General features: G+C 60.0%; 14 protein-coding genes. 2 read left to right on the top strand and 12 right to left on the bottom strand.

Annotated features, from left to right (window positions below; translation table 11 throughout):
- Positions 1-24: 24 nt before the first annotated feature.
- Together DWU99_RS18440 and DWU99_RS18445 are read left to right on the top strand one after the other, a co-directional pair.
- Entirely contained in the window at positions 25-798 is a 774-nt protein-coding gene (locus DWU99_RS18440) for an ABC transporter permease subunit (RefSeq protein ID WP_115479555.1), read from the top strand.
- Complete coding sequence (locus DWU99_RS18445; RefSeq protein ID WP_115479556.1) at positions 798-1,841, top strand: ABC transporter ATP-binding protein; 1,044 nt, start codon at positions 798-800, stop codon at positions 1,839-1,841. The genes DWU99_RS18440 and DWU99_RS18445 overlap by 1 nt, the downstream gene beginning before the upstream one ends.
- Before the next feature lie 95 nt (positions 1,842-1,936).
- Here the strand turns inward: DWU99_RS18445 and DWU99_RS18450 are convergent, their stop codons facing one another.
- The 12 genes from DWU99_RS18450 to DWU99_RS18505 all read right to left on the bottom strand — a co-directional run bounded on the left by DWU99_RS18450 (position 1,937) and on the right by DWU99_RS18505 (position 19,040).
- Entirely contained in the window at positions 1,937-2,812 is an 876-nt protein-coding gene (locus DWU99_RS18450) for a hypothetical protein (protein ID WP_147292972.1), read from the bottom strand.
- A 40-nt stretch (positions 2,813-2,852) separates the two neighbouring features.
- Positions 2,853-4,148, bottom strand: a complete 1,296-nt coding sequence (locus DWU99_RS18455) for a peptidoglycan-binding protein (protein WP_115479558.1) — start codon at positions 4,146-4,148, stop codon at positions 2,853-2,855.
- Between the two features lie 498 nt (positions 4,149-4,646).
- The gene (locus DWU99_RS21370) at positions 4,647-4,769 is read right to left on the bottom strand and encodes a hypothetical protein (RefSeq protein WP_267897547.1); all 123 of its coding nucleotides are present in this window, start codon (positions 4,767-4,769) and stop codon (positions 4,647-4,649) included.
- Positions 4,770-4,772: 3 nt separating this feature from the next.
- Positions 4,773-5,609, bottom strand: a complete 837-nt coding sequence (locus DWU99_RS18465; protein WP_115479559.1) for a hypothetical protein — start codon at positions 5,607-5,609, stop codon at positions 4,773-4,775.
- Positions 5,610-5,701: 92 nt separating this feature from the next.
- Positions 5,702-7,525: a type IV secretory system conjugative DNA transfer family protein gene (locus tag DWU99_RS18470; protein WP_115479560.1), complete on the bottom strand. Its 1,824-nt coding sequence runs from the start codon at positions 7,523-7,525 to the stop codon at positions 5,702-5,704.
- 204 nt (positions 7,526-7,729) lie between these two features.
- On the bottom strand, positions 7,730-7,975 hold the full coding sequence (locus DWU99_RS18475; RefSeq protein WP_115479561.1) for a formate dehydrogenase subunit delta: 246 nt from the start codon (positions 7,973-7,975) through the stop codon (positions 7,730-7,732).
- Positions 7,972-8,820 carry a formate dehydrogenase accessory sulfurtransferase FdhD gene (fdhD, locus tag DWU99_RS18480; RefSeq protein WP_115479562.1) on the bottom strand — a complete coding sequence of 283 codons (849 nt, stop codon included), beginning with the start codon at positions 8,818-8,820 and terminating at the stop codon, positions 7,972-7,974. Before fdhD ends, DWU99_RS18475 begins: the two co-directional genes overlap by 4 nt.
- Positions 8,801-11,680 (bottom strand): formate dehydrogenase subunit alpha, encoded by a 2,880-nt coding sequence (gene fdhF / locus DWU99_RS18485; RefSeq protein WP_115479563.1) that lies wholly within the window; start codon positions 11,678-11,680, stop codon positions 8,801-8,803. The genes fdhD and fdhF overlap by 20 nt, the downstream gene beginning before the upstream one ends.
- Before the next feature lie 139 nt (positions 11,681-11,819).
- Positions 11,820-13,388, bottom strand: coding sequence for a formate dehydrogenase beta subunit (locus DWU99_RS18490; RefSeq protein WP_115479564.1), 1,569 nt, complete (start codon positions 13,386-13,388; stop codon positions 11,820-11,822).
- Positions 13,385-13,885, bottom strand: coding sequence for a formate dehydrogenase subunit gamma (locus DWU99_RS18495; protein ID WP_115479565.1), 501 nt, complete (start codon positions 13,883-13,885; stop codon positions 13,385-13,387). The genes DWU99_RS18490 and DWU99_RS18495 overlap by 4 nt, the downstream gene beginning before the upstream one ends.
- Positions 13,886-13,895: 10 nt before the next feature.
- Positions 13,896-15,539: an OFA family MFS transporter gene (locus DWU99_RS18500; RefSeq protein ID WP_115479566.1), complete on the bottom strand. Its 1,644-nt coding sequence runs from the start codon at positions 15,537-15,539 to the stop codon at positions 13,896-13,898.
- A 273-nt stretch (positions 15,540-15,812) separates the two neighbouring features.
- Positions 15,813-19,040, bottom strand: coding sequence for a WD40/YVTN/BNR-like repeat-containing protein (locus DWU99_RS18505; protein WP_115479567.1), 3,228 nt, complete (start codon positions 19,038-19,040; stop codon positions 15,813-15,815).
- Positions 19,041-19,050 lie beyond the last annotated feature (10 nt).

Here is a 19,050-nt window from a genome sequence, read left to right on the forward strand (position 1 = left end):
TACGCATCGATACCAGGCGCAACCATGAGCGCGACGACCTACCGCGCACGCGTGCCTGCCTTGCTGAGCGCGTTCACGCTGCTGCTGCTTGCGACACCGTTCGTTGGATTGGCCGTAGTCACCCACTGGCGCAGCTTCGGCTTTGCCGAGGGTGACGGCGGGGCCATTGCCGTATCGCTCGGCTACAGCATGCTTGCGCTGGTGCTGATCATCGCGCTCGGCACACCGCTCGCCTGGTGGCTGGCGCGTTACAGCATCCGTGGCAAATGGCTGATCGACAGCTTGCTGTTGCTGGCGTTGCTGACGCCACCGCTGGCCATGGGTCTATTGCTCGCGTCGATGTACGGCCCCTACGGCCCCGCCGGCAGCATGCTGGAACATGCGGGACTCGTTTTGACCAACTCGGCGCCTGCCTTTGTCATGGCCCAGTTCTACGCCGCGCTGCCCTACTACGTGATCGCCGCGCGTGCCGCGTTCGAAGGCGTGCCGCGCGAACTCGAGCAAATCGCGTTGACGTTGGGCCATTCGCCGTGGCGCAGTTTTGTTCACGTGAGTCTCCCGCTTGCGCGGCTCGGGCTTGCCGCCGCCATCGCCCTGGCATGGGTGCGCGCGTTGGGAGAATTCGGCGTGGTGCTTATCGTGGCTTATTACCCGCAAGGCATTCCGGTGAAGCTGTGGGTGAACTTGCAGAACATCGGCCTCGACGCGGTGTATCCGCTGTTATGGGTATTCTTCCTGGTGGCGATGCCTTTGCCGCTGATCCTCGGCCTTTCCGCACGTCGCCGGCACCTGATCTGATGCGTATCGACTACGCCATTCGTCATCCCATCACGCTCGAGGCGCAATTCGAGGTGGAAGGATTCACGGTACTGCTCGGCGCGAGCGGCGAAGGCAAGTCGTTGCTGTTGCGCGCCATTGCCGGACTGGTGGCCGCGCGAGGCGAACCTTTCGGCGGCATGGCCGCGCAGGATCGCGCCGTGGGTTATCTGCCGCAAGGGTATGCGCTGTTTCCGCATCTCAATGCATGGCAGAACGTGGCGTTCGCACTGAAAGGTCCACAACGACGCGACCAGGCGATGTCATTGCTTGAGCGCGTGCACATGGCCGACTTCGCCGAACGCTTTCCCGCGACCTTGTCGGGCGGCCAACAGCAACGCGTTGCGTTGGCCCGCGCGTTGGCGAGGAAACCGCAGCTGCTGTTGCTGGACGAACCCACCTCCGCACTCGATCCGGTCACGCGCGACGACGTCATTGCCGAATTGATCACCGAGGTTCACGACTTCGGCATTCCGGCATTGGCTGTCAGCCACGATCCGCACCTGGCGGCGGTAGCCGATCGACTAGTGCTGATGCACGGCCGTCGCATTATCCAGATCGGTACGTCTGAAACTGTCTACGGGAATCCGACCAGTGGTGCGGCAGCGCGATTGCTTGGATATCGCAACGTGCATCGCGGATATGTCGAAGGTACGACGAGTGCACCACGATTGGCATGGCCAGACGGCGGCGTTTCGTTTCCGATCGATGATCAGGCCGTGATAGGCACATACGTCGACTGGATGATCGACCCGGCAGCGATTTGTCTAATCGATGCGCATGATGCGTTACCGAATGCCATCCCCGCTTCGGTCGAAGTTCGCCACGTCGATCGTCGCATCACACAGCTTGGGCTTCGCTGTGGGCAGGGTCGATTGTGGGTCGCCATACCTGACGGGATGCAGGTACCCAAATCGCCTGCTGTGCATCTGCCGCCCAGGGCGATTCGTTGCTGGGCACATGATCCAAGCCGTCATCCCAGCGAAACTCCGCTGCTGCCCGGGGAAAAGTTGCCGATAAGATGAAAACGCTGCTCGAAGAACATCTGGAACGCATTATTCATATACCGATAGGAACAGACTCAGACGACCTCCAAGCCTGCTGGCATGCGCCCGCTATCTCAGCCGCCCATTCGGATGTAGATGTTGCTGTCCTCTTCCTGCAGCAGATCCGCGACCCGCTGATGCTCGGCGAGCAAGGGATCGATCTGGCTTGCGGTCGATTCGGCCACTGTCGTTGCGACGGCGTCACCCAGGATCAAGGCCGCGTGCTGCAGCGCCTGCGCAAACATCCGCAACGCGATGGCTTCCAGATACACCGCATCGGAACCGTGTTTGGTGTTGCGCAACTCGTGCGCCGCCTTTCGTTCGGGTTCCGAGCTGCGTTGTTCGCATTCCATGGTGTTGAGCACTTCTTGCGCCAGCGCCTGCTCGTGGTTGGCGGCTCCGAGTAGCGCCGGATGCACCCACTCGCCCCAGCCGATGGCATCTGCCCGTTCGCACAGGCTTGGCCAACGGGGCGCATTGGCGTACCACGGTTGTGCACGGCTAAAGGCGGTCAGGTGTTGACCATACTGCTGGGCCAGGACTACCTGATCCGCCGGGGCCACAGCGCGCCAGGCGTCCGCCCGCGCGCGCCGCTCATCCAGATGATGCCGAAGTCCGCCCGACAGACGGTCGGCTTCGGGATCACTTAGCACATACAACACATTGATCGCGTGCGTGATGCCGCTGCGTGCGAGCGTTTGCGTAGTCAGGTAACGCTGCTGCTCCAGCTCGCACATCGCTGCCGCATGGACTTCGGCGAGCGTGTCCAGCCCCAGCATCACGTACCAATGGACACCCATGCGACCAAGCTGCCGATTTTCCTGAAGCTGGCTCGCGCTGTGCGTCATCTCCGCTTGGCAGGTACGTAGGAGGGGTATCTGTTGCATCAGCGTCTGATAATGCATGGTGTGCATGTGCAGTAACGCTACGCGGCGGTTGCTTGGGTTCATGGAACGTCCTTGTTCTCGTATTCAACGGTGAGTGAAGAATTTATCGACGGCCATGGCCACCGGGCCCGCCCATCGTCGGTCCGCTCTGTTGCTGGGCCATCTGCGCATCGAATTGCACTTGCTGTGCGTGCTGCATGTCGTAATGCTGCATTTGTTGGATTGCCTGCTGCGGCGTTGGCAACGGCTGCTTCAGATCGACTTCTGCCATCACCCCGAGCGGTAGCGTTGCGGCGAAGGTGATGGTCTTGGCGGTTCCGTTGAGGTATATCCCTTCCAGCTTGTCCGCCGTGATCCGTTTCATATGGCAGGCGGCCGTGAACTGCACCAGCCGTTCTTCCGAGGCGTCGGGGATACGCCGCTTGAGCGTGGCATACAAGGCGTGATCGGGGTTGAGGGCATGGCGCGGATCGTCAAGTCCTGGCTCCGAAGCGGCTTGCATGGCTGGGAAGGTGAACGGGCTATGCTCTTGGAGCCTAGCGACGTCCGCCTGCAATGAGCGCTGCGTGGCGGGGCCATCCACGCCGTTAGCGCGCACGCCGTGGTCGCGCTGGAAGGCTCGCACCGCCGCTTTCGTGGCGGAGCCGAATTGGCCGTCCGGGCTGGCATTCAAATAACCCAGTTCGTTGAGCTGGGTTTGCAAAGTGTTTACGGCTTCGCCGTGTAAGCCCAACCTGAGAGAAGCTTTATGGTGTTGCACACGCCCTGAGTGAAACGCCACTGGGATGGAGGCAAGATCTACCGCCCCTTTGGACAAGTTCGCCATGACTTCATGGGTGAGAACTTTTTCCCACTCAACTGCAAGTTCTTTGCGAGCAACGAGGCCCGTATACCCGTTATTGACGATACGCGTTGCCTCAGTAACCTCTTCAGGAGCAACTCTATGCACATACTGATTCCAAAACCAAATTGCCAACTTTCCAGCATATTCTGGCTGAGCAGCTAAGTCTGGGTTATTTACCAGATCTTCTCCGATAGCTTTCCCGGCTGCTGCATAGTTTTCCTTACCAGTTAATTGAATGTATCCTCGCCCACGATATTTGTAGCCATCACCAGGCTCATTGTTGCCCATACGACCTCCATACATCAGGTCGCCGAGTTGCTCCGGTTTTCCATGCAAAGCATCTAAACGAGCAGCATCTAATTTAGTTTCATCATGATGCGCCGAACGCACCGTGATCTGAGCATTACCGTGCGTGTACTTAAAACTCTCCTCTAGCCTGACTAATCCTTGCGACTCGTAGGTTGTCTGTGCCATGAAGTTTGCCAATTCCTTGGGAGACGTAATCCCATATGAGTAAGCATCTAACAGAAGCTTTTCTTCGCGCCCTTCAATCATGATCGAAATCCCTTCATTTAACCTAGAAACGTGACCTATTGGATTGCGCTAGCTTTATGGTGAGCTAACAAGAGAGAACTTGTTAAGACATGTATGCTTCATCAGTTTTTCTTTTGGGATAAGCACTGGCGACGTTGCACCATAAGGCGCTCCCGCTTGCGCATCTTCCGGGTCCTTATAAACGCCTTGCTTATACTGCGACTCACAATCACCATACTTGTTGCATACTTCCATCTTTGTACAAATGACCACGCCTGATTTTTCGTAAATGTAATATGTAGCCTCAGAGTAAGGCGGCCTTGGATAACGCTCCGTGCGCAAAAAAATGTCCTTCGACGCACGCAATTCGTTTAACTGAGAGGTGGGATTTGAATTTTCCGAATTATTCGCAATGCAATTACACGAAATAAAACACATTGCAACCAAACATAAGATATTAGCTTTAGCCATAAATTCCGCTCTCATCACCAAGAATGCAATTATCAAAATTGCACAACGCTAGATATTTTGAATGACATCGCCCGCAAAGCTGAGCTGATAAGCCACATCCTTGCCTTCCGAACTGACACCGACACTGTAGTAGGCAATGGCACGCAGTTCGTCGTCCGTTAAATTTGCCATGGATCAATCCTCCTTGCAGGATAGCTTGGGGTCGGTGGGTAGATTCAGTGCTTTGGCCAAATAGCCAGTCGCATCGTCGATAGATTTCCCCTTGGCTTGATCGATGACCGCTTGCACCGCGCTTTCATCGACGACGCGAAGTGCGGGTGCCGAGCCTACTGGGGATAGATCGGACTTGCGCAAGCGGAAGACATAGCAGCCTTCGGTGACCAGAAACGTGCCATCGTCAAGATCAAGCGCGGTATCGACTAGCGAATCTAAGTTACCGCTATGGCAACCAGTTGGCACTGCTGCAATGCGATAAATCGGAAACTTGCTCCACCGATTGTCGGCAGCCTGATAACAAGTGATTACGGCCCCCAAAGTGACGTCACACGAGTTATTTGTCCCTTCGAAGCGGAGTGCCCGCCTGCCAAAAACCACATCGTTCAAGTCGCCAGCGACCGGTCCTGTGAAATGGAAACCTTCATCGGTGGCAGTGTGAAATTTCCCCTTGGCATCCGTGAACGCGAAGTCTTGCTCACCATCGGGGGAAAACTTCACCTTGACTCGCATGCATTCCCCGCTGAAGAAATCCAGCGCTTGCACATAATCACCGTTAACAAGCTCCAATACCCATATGCGCCATGTGCCGTGATCGTTTTCCACGAACATGTTGGAGCCATTCGGAAACTCCCGCTGCGCGATGCCATTGCCGGGCCACACCGGCTTGGGTCTGGCTTCGTTGCTCACTGACTGCGCTGCACCAGTGCCGCCAACGATCAGAGCAAGTCCCAGCCCTACCGCAAGAAAGCCGATGCGACTCATCAAACGGCGAATGTTGTTTTTGTCGTATTTCACGATGGGTTACCCCTGCGGGTTCAAAAATGCGTGATGGGACAGCCGTACCCGGCGTGTGATGCACTCCGAAGATTGATCGAAGCCATTTCGATTTATGTCGCGTGGCGTCCCTTCAGCAATGCGAGCATTTCTTCATCCTTCGCCCGCACCGCGTCTTCTTTCATTACGTCTGCCTTTTTCACTTGCAACGCCAATGGCTTCACCTCCACCGGCGGTCGAATGCGCTTCTTGAAGTAAGGGCTCTTGAAATGCCAGTTCTTCTTGCTGCGGATCGGCGGGCAGCCTTCGTAGAAGATGATCTGATCGTCGTTCGGAAGCTCCTTCAGTTCCTGCGGCAGCATCAGGGCGCGGCGTTCTTCGGTGTAGCTGTAGGAGGTGCCGCCCTGGCCGGTGCTGCGGTTGCGACGGCGCACGGTGGTGTCGCCCATGGCTCTTGAATAGTCTTCCGCGTCCTGCTGCTCGCGCGGGGTGAACACGATGCTGGCAGCGTGGTTGGTCGTGTAGGTCTGCGCCGCGTCCGGCCCGTAGGTGGAGCGCAGCTGCGAATTGCTCTGGATGATGGTCAGGATGCGTATCCAATAACCGGCGATGATCGAGATACGCTCGGATAGTGCACGTACGGCCCCCATGGCCGTGAATTCGTCCAGCACCAGTAGCAGTTGGTGTTGGATGGATTTGTCTTCTTGCGGTGTCACCGTCAGGTTCTGGCCGACGACGGTGGAGAAGAAGATGTTCAAGAGCTTGCTCGACTCGCCCAGTTTGGCCGGGGGAATCACCACAAAGATGGTGGTCGGTCGCCTGCGCAGGGTGGCTACGTCGAAGTCGCTGGCGTTAGTGGCGGCGGCCAGGATAGGACTGATGAACTGTTGCAGCGGCTCCTGCATGGTGGCGATGACGGAGGAGAAGGTTTCTCCCGCCAATCCGACCAGGCTAGAGAGTGGAGTGCGCGTTTGCTCGCTGAGGAAACTTGCATCGCGCAGCCACTGTTTGATTTGCTCTTTGAGATCGCCACCTTGGCCATCGCCGCAGGAAAGCCGATAGATGCGCTCGAAGCTGGGGAAGCTGGGATCGATGTTGGGGTTGCGCGAAGGGTATGCCGTCGATGCCCCATCCGGGCCGGCGCTAGACGCGTCGAGATGAAGCAGGTTGTCCCAATGCTCGTACATCAACGACGCAAATCCCAAGAACGCGGTGCGGGACTGGGCGATCCAGAACGGGTCTTTATTGGGATCATCCGGGTAAAGGATGGCGCCGATGGTCTGGATTTCGCCGATTCGCACGCGCGGGTCGCGCGACACGCACAAGAGTGGGTTGAAGCGATGCGTGCAGCCATCTTCGGCGTAAGGGGCGAACTTGTAAGTGGCCTGACCCTGCTCCGCGCGTTGGCTGCTCGCCGCTTGGTACAACTCGCCCTTCATATCCATCACGACCATGGAGTGTTGGTAGGTGAGCGACACGGGCATGGCAATGCTGGACGTTTTCCCACTGCGCGTAGGGGCGGTCACGATGGTGTGTTGCAGTCCGTTTAGATAGATGTACTCACGCCCGAACTTGCCGATGATCACACTCTCGGGGGTTTTCCTCAGCAACCCCGCCTTGACCAGATCGGCGCGGGTGGCGAAGCGGGCATTGCCATGCAGCGACCGTTGACGGGGTTTGAACAGGGCATACAACACGGCGAAATAACCCACCCATGGCAGACCAAAACCAACGTAGCCGGCAAGTTTGATTTTGCCGGCGTACGGGGCGTAGTCCGGCATTGCCATGACTTTGACGTAGCTCCAGTAGGTATCCCATGCCAGCGGGACATGACGGAGCCCGAACAGCCATAGCAAGAGAAAGCCAGAGAGATACAACCCGGCCGATGCGGTGAGCAGCAACAGCGTTGTTGCGAACAGTCCTTTGGCCTTGTTCATTGACGATCTCCATTGAAGCGTTGACGCTTCGATGGATTGTCATGAAGGGGGACTGAGTTTGAATGCCGTCAAATGCCGAATTGCTTGATCGCCAAGCCCCAAGACTGCGTATGCTTTTGCTTACATGGTGGCGTAGCAGGAAAGGATGGAGTCTTTGAAGAAATCGTCGTCCCGCTTGGGGCGCTTTGCAATAGCGACGAGCAGTTACTCACTATTCGCCGCGGTAACCTGGTTATCCAGCTCCGCCAGCTTCTGCACGCCCATCCGGGTCAACGGCTCGAGTCCCTCGCCGCCGCCAGCCAAATGCGCCACGATCTGCTTGCGCATCCCAGGTTCCCAGAATTTCTTCAGGTGATCCGCAATGGCCGCGGCACCTGCCGCCTGGTCTGGATCGGCCGCAAAATAGTGGCTGATGTCGTTGGCCATGGTGACGAGGCGTTCGATGTTCATGCGCTGGCTCCGGCAGCACGCAGCAATCGCTGCGGATGAGTGTAGACCACGTAACTGCCCGGCCGTGCAAAACCCACGAGAGTAAGGTTGGTGCTTTCGGCCAGATGAATGGCCAGCGCTGTCGGTGCGGAAATGGCGGCCATCAGCGTGATGCCCGCGCTGGCGGCCTTGGTCACCATTTCATAACTGGCGCGACTGGTCACCACCAGAAATCCCGACTCGGGATCGATGCGCGCCTTGACCATCGCGCCAATCAGCTTATCCAGCGCATTGTGGCGGCCGACGTCCTCGCGCACCATGACGATATCGCCGTGGGTATCGACCCAAGCCGCCGCATGCACCGAGCCCGTGGCCGCATTCACGGGCTGCGCGTCGTGCAGCGATTCGAGCGCCTTTTCCAGCGCCACGGCATCCACGATGGGTCCGCGGCCTACAGGCGAGGGATGGCGCACCGCGTCTTCCAGCATGCGCGCACCACACAACCCGCAACCGCTGCGACCAGGCAGGAGGCGCTCGCCGCCGGAGCCAGCACGATCCTCGACCGCTGTCGATGCAACATGCATCGCAAGCTCGACACCTTCGAGACGGGGCTGAACGTCGATCGACTCCAATTCATCCGGCGTGGCGATCAAGCCTTCGCTGAGCGAAAAACCCAGCGCGAAATCTTCAAGATCCAACGGCGTCACCATCATCACGGCAAACGGTACGTCGTTGTAGATCATCGCCACCGGGATTTCCTCGGTGATCGCATCGTCGAGCTGCTGGTGCTCGCCATGACGATAGCGATCCACGCGACGCGTCACGTACCCGCGGCCGACCGATGTTTCAGGGCGCTTCGGCAGCATCCAGCAGGGCCTGCTGTTCGTTGGAGAATGCCTGGTAGCGCTTCTGCCATTCCGAGGGTTGGTCGACGCGCGTGACCTGCACGGCCGTCACCTTGTACTCGGGACAATTCGTCGCCCAATCCGAGTTTTCCGTGGTGATGACGTTGGCGCCAGAACCGGGGAAGTGGAAGGTGGTGTAGACCACGCCCGGCTGCATACGCTCGGAAATGCGTGCACGCAGCACAGTTTGGCCTGCCCGGCTTTCCACGCCGACCCAATCGTCCTCCTTGATGCCGCGCTCTTCCGCATCGTGCGGATGGATTTCTAACCGATCTTCGTCGTGCCACATGACATTTGCCGTGCGACGCGTCTGCGCGCCCACGTTGTACTGGCTGAGAATGCGGCCCGTCGTGAGGATCAGCGGATGCCTGGCGTTGACCTTCTCCGTCGTCGGTACGTACTCGGTCAGCATGAAACGTCCCTTGCCGCGCACGAATTCGTTGACGTGCATCACCGGCGTGCCTTCGGGATGGTCTTCGTTGCAAGGCCACTGGATGGAGCCAAGCGTGTCGATCTTGTCGAAGCTCACCCCATGGAAGGTCGGTGTCAGGCGCGCGATCTCGTCCATGATCTCGGACGGATGCGAATAGTGCATCGGATATCCCATGGCGTTGGCCAGCAGCTGCGTCGCTTCCCAGTCGGCGTAGCGCGCCTTCGGCTCCATCACCTTGCGCACGCGCGAAATGCGCCGCTCGGCGTTGACGAACGTGCCGTCTTTTTCCAGGAACGAACTCCCGGGCAGGAACACATGTGCGTACTTGGCCGTCTCGTTGAGGAAAAGATCCTGCACCACCACGCATTCCATGGCCTGCAGGGCCGCAGTCACATGCTGCGTATTCGGATCGGATTGCGCGATGTCCTCGCCCTCGATGTACAACCCCTTGAAGCTGCCGTCGATGGCGGCTTCGAACATGTTGGGAATGCGCAGCCCCGGTTCGTCATGCAGATGCACGCCCCAATCGGCTTCGAACGAGCCTCGCACGACCGGATCGCTGACGTGGCGATAACCGGTGAACTCATGCGGGAACGAACCCATGTCGCACGAGCCCTGCACATTGTTCTGACCGCGCAGCGGATTCACGCCCACGCCTTCGCGGCCGATATTGCCGGTCGCCATCGCAAGGTTGGCGATGCCCATCACGGCGGTCGAACCCTGCGAATGCTCGGTGACACCAAGGCCGTAATAGATCGCCGCATTGCCGCCGGTGGCGTACAGACGCGCAGCGCTTCGAACCATGGCGGCAGGCACGCCCGTCTCCGCTTCCATCGCTTCCGGGCTGTACTTGTCCTGCGACACGAAGGTGCGCCACTTTGCGAATGCCTCAGGCTCGCAACGCGCCGCCACAAACGCTTCATCCACCAGACCCTCGGTGACGATGACGTGGGCCAGCGTATTGAGAAGAGCAACGTTGGTACCGGGCTTGAGCTTGAGGTGGTAGTCCGCCTTGATGTGCGGCGTGCGCACCAGATCGATGCGGCGCGGATCGGCCACGATCAGCTTGGCACCCGCACGCAGGCGGCGCTTCATCTGCGAACCAAACACCGGATGCGCGTCCGTGGGATTGGCACCGATGACCAGCACTACGTCCGTCTGCTCGATGGAGTCGAAATCCTGCGTGCCGGCGGACTCGCCCATCGTGGATTTCAGGCCATAGCCGGTAGGCGAATGGCAGACGCGCGCGCAGGTGTCGACATTGTTGTTGCCGAAGCCGGCGCGAACCAGTTTCTGCACGAGATAGGTTTCTTCGTTCGTGCAACGTGAAGACGTAATACCGCCGATCGAGAATTTGCCGTAGGTGGCCTGCAGCCGCTTGAACTCGCTGGCAGCATACGCAATCGCTTCCTCCCAGCTGACGATGCGCCACGGATCGCTGATCTTCTTGCGGATCATCGGCGTGTTGATGCGATCAGGATGCGTGGCGTAGCCGATGGCGAATCGTCCCTTCACGCAGGAGTGACCGTGATTGGCATGGCCGTCCTTGTTCGGGACCATACGCACGATTTCCTCGCCTTTCATCTCGGCGCGGAAGCTGCAGCCGACGCCGCAGTAAGCGCACGTGGTGACCACACTGTGCTCGGCCTGGCCACGATCGATCAGGGATTTCTCCGACAGCGTGGCCGTCGGGCAGGCTTGCACGCAGGCGCCGCAGGACACGCATTCGGAGTCCAGGAAACGGTTGTTCTGGCTGGCTGCAACCTTGGATTCGAAGCCACGACCTTGAATGGTCAACGCAAACGTACCCTGCACTTCATCGCAGGCACGCACGCAACGCGAGCAGACGATGCACTTGGAAGGATCGAAGCTGAAGTACGGATTCGATTCGTCCTTGGCCACGAAATGCGGATTGGTGTCGCCCTGCTTCGTCTTCGCGAAGACGTGATTGGCGCCGTCGTAGCCATAGCGCACTTCGCGCAAGCCGACCACGCCGGCCATGTCCTGCAACTCGCAATGTCCGTTCGCCGGACACGTGAGGCAATCGAGCGGGTGATCGGAGATATACAGCTCCATCACGCCGCGGCGGATGTCCGCCAGCTTCGGCGTCTGCGTGCTGACCTTCATGCCTTCGACGACCGGCGTGGTGCACGAGGCGGGATATCCTTTGCGGTTCTCGATTTCCACCAGGCACAGGCGACAGGAGCCGAAGGCTTCGAGCATGTCGGTTGCGCAAAGCTTGGGAATGTTGATCCCGGCCTGCGCAGCGGCGCGCATCACGGAGGTCCCTTCCGGCACGGTGATGCTGCGGCCATCGATGCTCAGCGTGACCTGCACGTCGGATTTGACAGCGGGTGTACCGCGATCGATTTCGACGATGGACAACATGATGGACTACCTCCTCAAAGATACGTAGCCCCTCTCCCCTTCGGGGAGAGGGGTTGGGGTGAGGGGCCAAGGCTTGCCGGGAACATCAACAAAACTGTTCTTCGCACCCGCAACCTTGTCGCAAGATTGCCCCCTCACCCTACCCTCTCCCCAAGGGGAGAGGGTTCAAAATCTTTTCAAAATCTTCGGAAAAATGATCCAGCGCACTCAGCACCGGAAACGGCGCCATGCCGCCCAACGCGCAGAGCGAACCGGCCAGCATGGTTTGGCACAGGTCGCGCAGCAGCACTTCGTCACGCTCGCGTTCGGCGGTGCTTCCGGCAAGCATGCGGTCGATGACTTCGACGCCACGCGTCGAACCGATCCGGCACGGCGTGCATTTGCCACAGGATTCGATCGCGCAGAATTCCATCGCGAAACGCGCTTGCGCGGCCATGTCGACCGTGTCGTCGAACACCACCACGCCGCCGTGCCCCACCATGCCGCTGATGGCGGCGAAGGCTTCGTAATCTATCGGCGTATCCAACTGCGACACCGGAATATAGGCACCCAGCGGCCCGCCCACCTGTACGGCGCGTACCGGACGCCCGCTTGCGGTGCCGCCGCCGTAATCCTCGATCAATTCGCGCAGCGTCAACCCGAAAGCGCGTTCGACCAGACCGGGTCGTTTGACGTTGCCTGCCAATTGCAGCGGCAGCGTGCCGCGCGAACGTCCGGAACCGAAGTCGCGATAAAACGCCGCGCCACGGTCCAGGATGATGGGCACACTGGCCAGTGTGACGACGTTGTTGATGACCGTGGGTTTGCCAAACAAGCCCTGGATCGCGGGCAACGGCGGCTTGAAGCGCACCTGCCCGCGCTTGCCTTCCAGACTTTCCAGCAACGAGGTTTCCTCGCCGCAGATGTAAGCGCCCGCTGCCATGCGCACTTCCAGATGGAAAGCCTTGCCGCTGCCGCAAACGTTGTCGCCGAGATAACCGGCGGTCTTGGCTGCATCGATTGCCGCTACGAGCGCACGCTGCGCATGCGGATATTCGATGCGCAGATAGATGTAGCCCTGCGTGGCACCGACGGCCAACCCGGCGATGGTCATGCCTTCGATCAGCACGAACGGATCGCCTTCCATGATCATGCGATCGGCGAAGGTACCCGAATCGCCTTCGTCGGCGTTGCACACGATGTATTTTTGATCGGCACCGGCGTCGAGGCATGTCTTCCACTTGATGCCGGCGGGAAACGCCGCACCGCCGCGGCCGCGCAATCCGGAATCCGTCACCGCCTGCACGAGGGCGGACGGCGCCATCTTCAGCGCCGCCGCAAGTCCGCGATAGCCGCCATGCGCACGGTAATCCTCAAGGCTTCGCGGATCGACGATACCTACACGTGCAAAAGTGAGACGCTGCTGGCTCTTCAGCCATGCAATCTCTTCGGTGGGACCCAAGGCCAGGACGTCTTCGCCACCGTGCAGGAAGTCCGCATCGAACAGACCGGAAACATCGCCAGCCTGCACAGGCCCGTATGCCACGCGACCTTTGGCGGTTTCCACCTCCACCATCGGTTCCAGCCAATACAGGCCACGCGATCCGTTGCGCACGATACGCACATCGATACCGCGCGAGGCGGCTTCAGCGGCGATCACCGTCGCCACCGACTCCGCGCCCAGCGACAACGCGCTGGCGTCGCGCGGCACGTATACCGTCACGCTCATGTCGCCTCCGAATGCAGCCAGACGTCGAAACTTTCGGGCGTCACTCGGCCCTTCAACTCGTCATCGATCATCATCGCGGGCGAACACGCGCAATTGCCAAGGCAGTAAACCGGTTCGAGCGTCCACGCACCGTCTTTGGTGGTTTCGTGAAAGTCCACGCCCAGCCGTTGCTTGATGTGCTGCTCCAGCTTCGCGGCGCCCATCGACTGACAGGACTCGGCACGACACAGATAAATGATCCGCTTGCCCGCCGGCCGCGTGCGAAAGAAGTGATAGAACGTGACGACACCATGTACGTCGGCACGCGACAGATTCATTTCGCGCGCGATGAGCGGGATCGCATCTTCCGGCACATAACCCAATGCAGCCTGGATGCCGTGCAGCACGGGTAGCAGCGCACCCGGCTGATCCTTCAGCCGGGTGGTTACGTCGAGTACCGCATCGCGGATGTGCTCGTCGATCTGCGGCAGCGACGTAACGTTCTTCACCGATTTCATGCGATCTACCTCAGAACAATGCGGCCGCTTTGCTGAGGGCGATCCATACGCCGATCAGGAAAGGAATGCCTACCAGCGCCCAGGCGATGATGCCTACCACGCCGAAACCTCCACGCGCTGCCTCGTTGGCCGTTGCCGTGACCTGCGGCGCTTCATGCTGTAGCGAACGTTCGCGCGCGAGTTCCTCAGGTGTCATATGGTGCGCCTCCTTGACCGGCTTGACCAGCAAGTTGGCAATCAGGCCGATGAGCAGCAATCCCGCCAGGATGTACAGCGTGCGGTCGTAAACGAGATTCTTTGCGACGCCCGCATCCAATTGCGCCTGACGTACCGCCGCGATCAGGAACGGACCCACGATGCCCGCCACGGACCAAGCGGTGAGCAGACGTCCATGAATGGCACCGACCATTTGTGTACCGAAAATGTCCGCCAGGTAAGCAGGCACGGTGGAGAAGCCACCGCCGTACATCGAAATGATCACGCACACGGCAATCACGAACAGCGCGGCCTGCCCGGCGTGTCCCAGCGTCGGCAGGCTGCAATACAACGCAATGCCGAGCACGAAGAACACCAGATAGGTGAGCTTGCGTCCGATGAAGTCCGACGTGGAGGCCCAGAAGATGCGGCCGAGGCTGTTGAACAGGCTGATCAAGCCGACCAGACCGGCGGCGGACGCCGCAATCGCAGCTTTTTGCACAGCGGTCAGCGTGGCGGCACCGCCGAGGCCGAGCAGGCGACCGCCGAAGACTTCCTGGAACATCGGACTGGCCATCGCAAGCACACCGATGCCGGCCGTCACGTTCATGCACAGCACGATCCAGAGCATCCAAAACTGCGGTGTTTTCCACGCGCGATTCAAATGCACGTGCTTAGTGGTGATCAAAGGATTGGTGGTTGCCGACGGCGTCCAGCCAGCCGGTTTCCAGCCGCTCGGCGGCACCCGGAAGCCGAACGCGCCTGCCGACATGGCAATGACATAGAGAGCCCCCATCACCATCAAGGTACTCGCCACACCCGCTACATCGCCGCGCGCGAAATGCGCCATCAAAACCACTGCAATCGGTGCACCGATCATCGCACCGCCACCAAAACCCATGATCGCGAAACCGGTCGCAAGACCACGACGATCGGGAAACCATTTGATCAAGGTGGATACCGGTGTGATGTAACCGATCCCAAGACCGATGCCACCCAGCACACCGCAACCTAGGAAGACCAACCACAACTGATGCATCGACACGCCGATACCGCCGATCACCAGTCCACCGCCCCAGCACAACGCCGCTATAAACCCGGCTTTACGAGGCCCTGCGTGCTCCAGCCATCCACCCCAGATCGCGGCTGAAATGCCGAGCATGGCGATAAATGTTTCAAAAATGTGCGTCACGGCCGGCACGGTCCAGTTGCACGAGGTGGCAGACAGCTGACTGAAGAATCCCAGACTCTCGCAACTTGGCGCGCCAGGTATCAGCTTGCTCATCGGCAGCCAGAACACGGAGAAACCGTAGGCCATGCCGATGCACAAATGGATGGCCAAAGCCGCAGGCGGCACCAGCCAGCGATTGAAGCGCGGTCCTGCAATGGTGCGTTCCCTTGCCAACAATCCCGGCGCCGCTCCCCCGGACGCCGATACAGCTTCAGGCACGACAGTCATGTTCGTCTCCGTAAAAAGGTCGGAACTGCTGATGCATCGCATGGGCGACGCGCATGACTTTAACTGAAGCGTTGCGGCAACGCTTGCGGCTCAACCGGCACCTTTACCGCTGCGCAACATGTCACATTCGTACGTACATGTGGCGATATGCCAACCGCATGTATGCAGCTGAAATTTTGAGTCAGCCATACAGCTGCACGACCGCATGTGCGGTCGTGCAGTGCAATATCGGCGGCATCGCTCGCAACGCGAAAGTGCTGCGAGCATCGCAGATCAGGGCACGTCGTCCGAATCGGCCGGACCTTCGACGTGAATCTGATCCGCCATCGGCACGGTAACGGTCTTCATGCCTGCGGCATGCAGATGATCGTTCAAGGTTTTCAGATCGGCATTGCGGATCGACTGCCACTGCGCAAGAGCCTTGTCGAGATTGCTCTTGTATTCGGCAAAGGCCTGCCGTTGGCCATCGGTCGGTGCGCGGTCGGCGCCTTCCACATCGGTGGCGATGGCAGTAAGCGCGTCGTTCATCGCCGAAAGATTGGTGGATATTTCGGCGTCGCCCGACACCAGCGGATCGGTCTTCTTGCCAAGCGCGGCGACTTCATCACGCAAGGATTGATGCGAGGCATCGCTGCCCAGCTTCTTTTGCAGCTCGCCCAGCTGATTGCGCACGGATTCCACTTCGCCGTCGCCCTGCCAGACCTGCTGCAAGGCATTGCCGATCTCACGCGAGAACGACAGGCCGGCCGCCAGCGCATCCCGATCGAGCGTGACACGCGGGTCCATGGTGACGGTCAACGGCGCACGATACGACTTGCCGTCGACGGTCAGCACCACCTGATAGTTGCCCGGCAATACCAGCGGTCCCTCGGGGGTGAGCGGCGTATCCGAATCCCAGGTCGCGGCGATGCTGTAGCCGTACAACAATGCCTGCGGACGCGGGTAACGCAGGTCCCACACGAAGCGGTGCGCGCCGGCGCTCGTGCCCAGCGTTTGTGGCGAACCCAGCCAGCCCTTGGCGAAATAGCGTTCGGCAGGCAGTTCGGCAGGTTTGTCGTTACTGGAGAAATGACGTACCGGCTTGCCGTCGCTGTCGAGGATGTCGAGCGTCACCGCTCCCTTCGCGGCGCTTGCGAGGCGGTAGTCGATGATGGCGCCGGCCGGCGGATTCTTGCCCAGCGGCTCGTCCGGCGGCAGCGGCGTATCGCGATTTTCGTTTGCGCGCACGCGCACCGTGGTCGCAGGCGTGTACAGCATGGTTTTGCCCGCCGCATTCGCCTGGGCCTGACGCAGCGGCGTGATGTCGTCCAGGATCCAGATCGCACGACCTTGCGTGCCGGCGATCAGGTCATTGCCATGCACCAGCAGATCGCGCACCCAGGCGGTAGGCAGGTTGCGCTGCATGGATTGCCAGTGCGCACCGTCGTCAAACGAAACGAACACGCCACGGTCGGTACCCGCGAACAGCAGGCCTTCGCGCTGCGTATCGGCGCGGACCACGCTCAAGAAATCATCTTGAGGCAAACCGGCGGAAATATCGGTCCAGGTCTTGCCGTAATCGTGCGTGCGCCAAACATGCGGGCGGAAATCGTCCTGGCGATGATTGTCGGCTGCGATATACGCCGTGCCCGCATGTAGCGCTGAAACATCGACGGAGCTGACAATGCCCCACGTCGGCAAGTCTTTCGGCGTGATGTTCTTCCACTGCTTGCCGCCGTCGCGCGTCACCTGGACGGAACCGTCGTCGGTGCCGATCCAGATTTCATCGTTATCCAGCGGCGACGGTGCGATACTGTAGATCACGCCATAACCGCAATCGTGCGCCTGCTGTGCGGTGGGGTTGCCGTCGCAACCGGTGGCACCCTCTTTCTTGCTGCTGAGATCGGGACTGATGATGTCCCAATGCTGTCCCTGATCCGTGGTACGGAACAACACCTGCGCCCCCATGTACAACGCATACGGTGGTTTGGCGGAGAACGCGATCGGCGTGATCCACGTGTAGTGGTATTTGAAGTTGGTCGGCCGCTGCCCGTAACTGCTGACCGGCCACGGCGTCACGTTCTGCACGACGCCGGTGACACGATCCCAGCGCGATACGCGTCCGCCGAGACCGGAGCCGTAAACGATGTTCGGATCGGCGGGATCGGGCAGATCGTAATCGCGCTCGTCGCCGCCGACCGGGCGCCAGTCGCGATAGGAAATGGAACCGTAGTCGCTGCGGCTGGCAATGCCGACCGTGCCCGAATCCTGCTGGCCGGAGTAAATCCAATAAGGAAACTGGTTGTCCGCGCCGAGGTGATAGAACTGACCCGTGGGCTGGTTGTACCAGCTTCCCCAGGTCTGCCCGCCGTTCACGGTAACGACTGCGCCCTGATCGCTGGCGGCGATCATGCGCTGCGTATTGCGCGGATCGATCCACAAGAAATGATAGTCGTCGCCACCGGGCGCACCTTTGAACACGTCCCAGTGCTTTCCGCCGTCATCGGAACGCCGGATGGATTGTCCCGCCGAATAAATGCGATCGCGATCGGTGGGATCGACGGTGATGCGGCTGAAGTAATCATTGGGCAACCACGATTCGTGGCTCACCGCCTGCCACGTCTCACCGCCATCATCCGAACGATACAGGCCGCTGTCCTTGCGCGATGTCGCGTTGTTGACCACCGCGTAAACGCGACCTCCCGTGGTTGTCGCAAGACCGATGCGCGCAAGCGAACCCGTGGGCCAGCCATGGCCGCTGATGCGCTTCCAGGTGACACCGCCATCGACGGACTTGTACAAACCGCTGCCCGGCCCCGCATTGGGCTGGAAATACGACAGCCACGGATAGTTGCGCACTTGCCACGCTGCCGCGTACACGATGTTCGGATGGGATGGATCGGCCGCGAGATCCACCACGCCCGTGTCGGCATCGACGAACAAAGTCTGCTTCCACGTCTTGCCGCCATCGGTGGAGCGATAGACACCGCGTTCCTTGTTCGGCCCGAAGTAATGACCCAGCGCACCGACAAGCACTGTGTTCGCATCGTGCGGATCGACCAGAATCGCGCCGATATGCTTGGTTTCTGCCAGACCCATGTGCTGCCAGGTCTTGCCGCCGTCGGCGGAGCGATACACGCCGTTGCCCGCCGCCACGTCGTAGCGCGCGGCAACCTGGCCGCTACCCGCGTAGACCACGTTCGGATTCGAGGATGCCACCGCGATGGCGCCGATCGACGCCGCGGATTCCTTGTCGAAGGTGGGCATCCAGGTGCGGCCTGCGTCGGTGGTCTTCCAGACGCCGCCGCCCGCCGTGCCGATGTAGAACGTATCGGGCCGGCTGGGATCGCCCGCCGCCATCGTCGCCCAGCCACCGCGGAACGGTCCGACCTGGCGCCATTGCAGCGCGCCGGTCACGTCATCCGATTTCGGCAGATTGTCCGCGTACAGCGGCGCGGCGCCGGCAAGCAACCACGCACAGGCGATGGCCGATAGGGGGCGAAGCAGAGAACGTGTCGACATGATGACTCCC

The organism is Dyella psychrodurans, assembly GCF_003363265.1.
GTDB classification, from domain to species: domain Bacteria; phylum Pseudomonadota; class Gammaproteobacteria; order Xanthomonadales; family Rhodanobacteraceae; genus Dyella_B; species Dyella_B psychrodurans.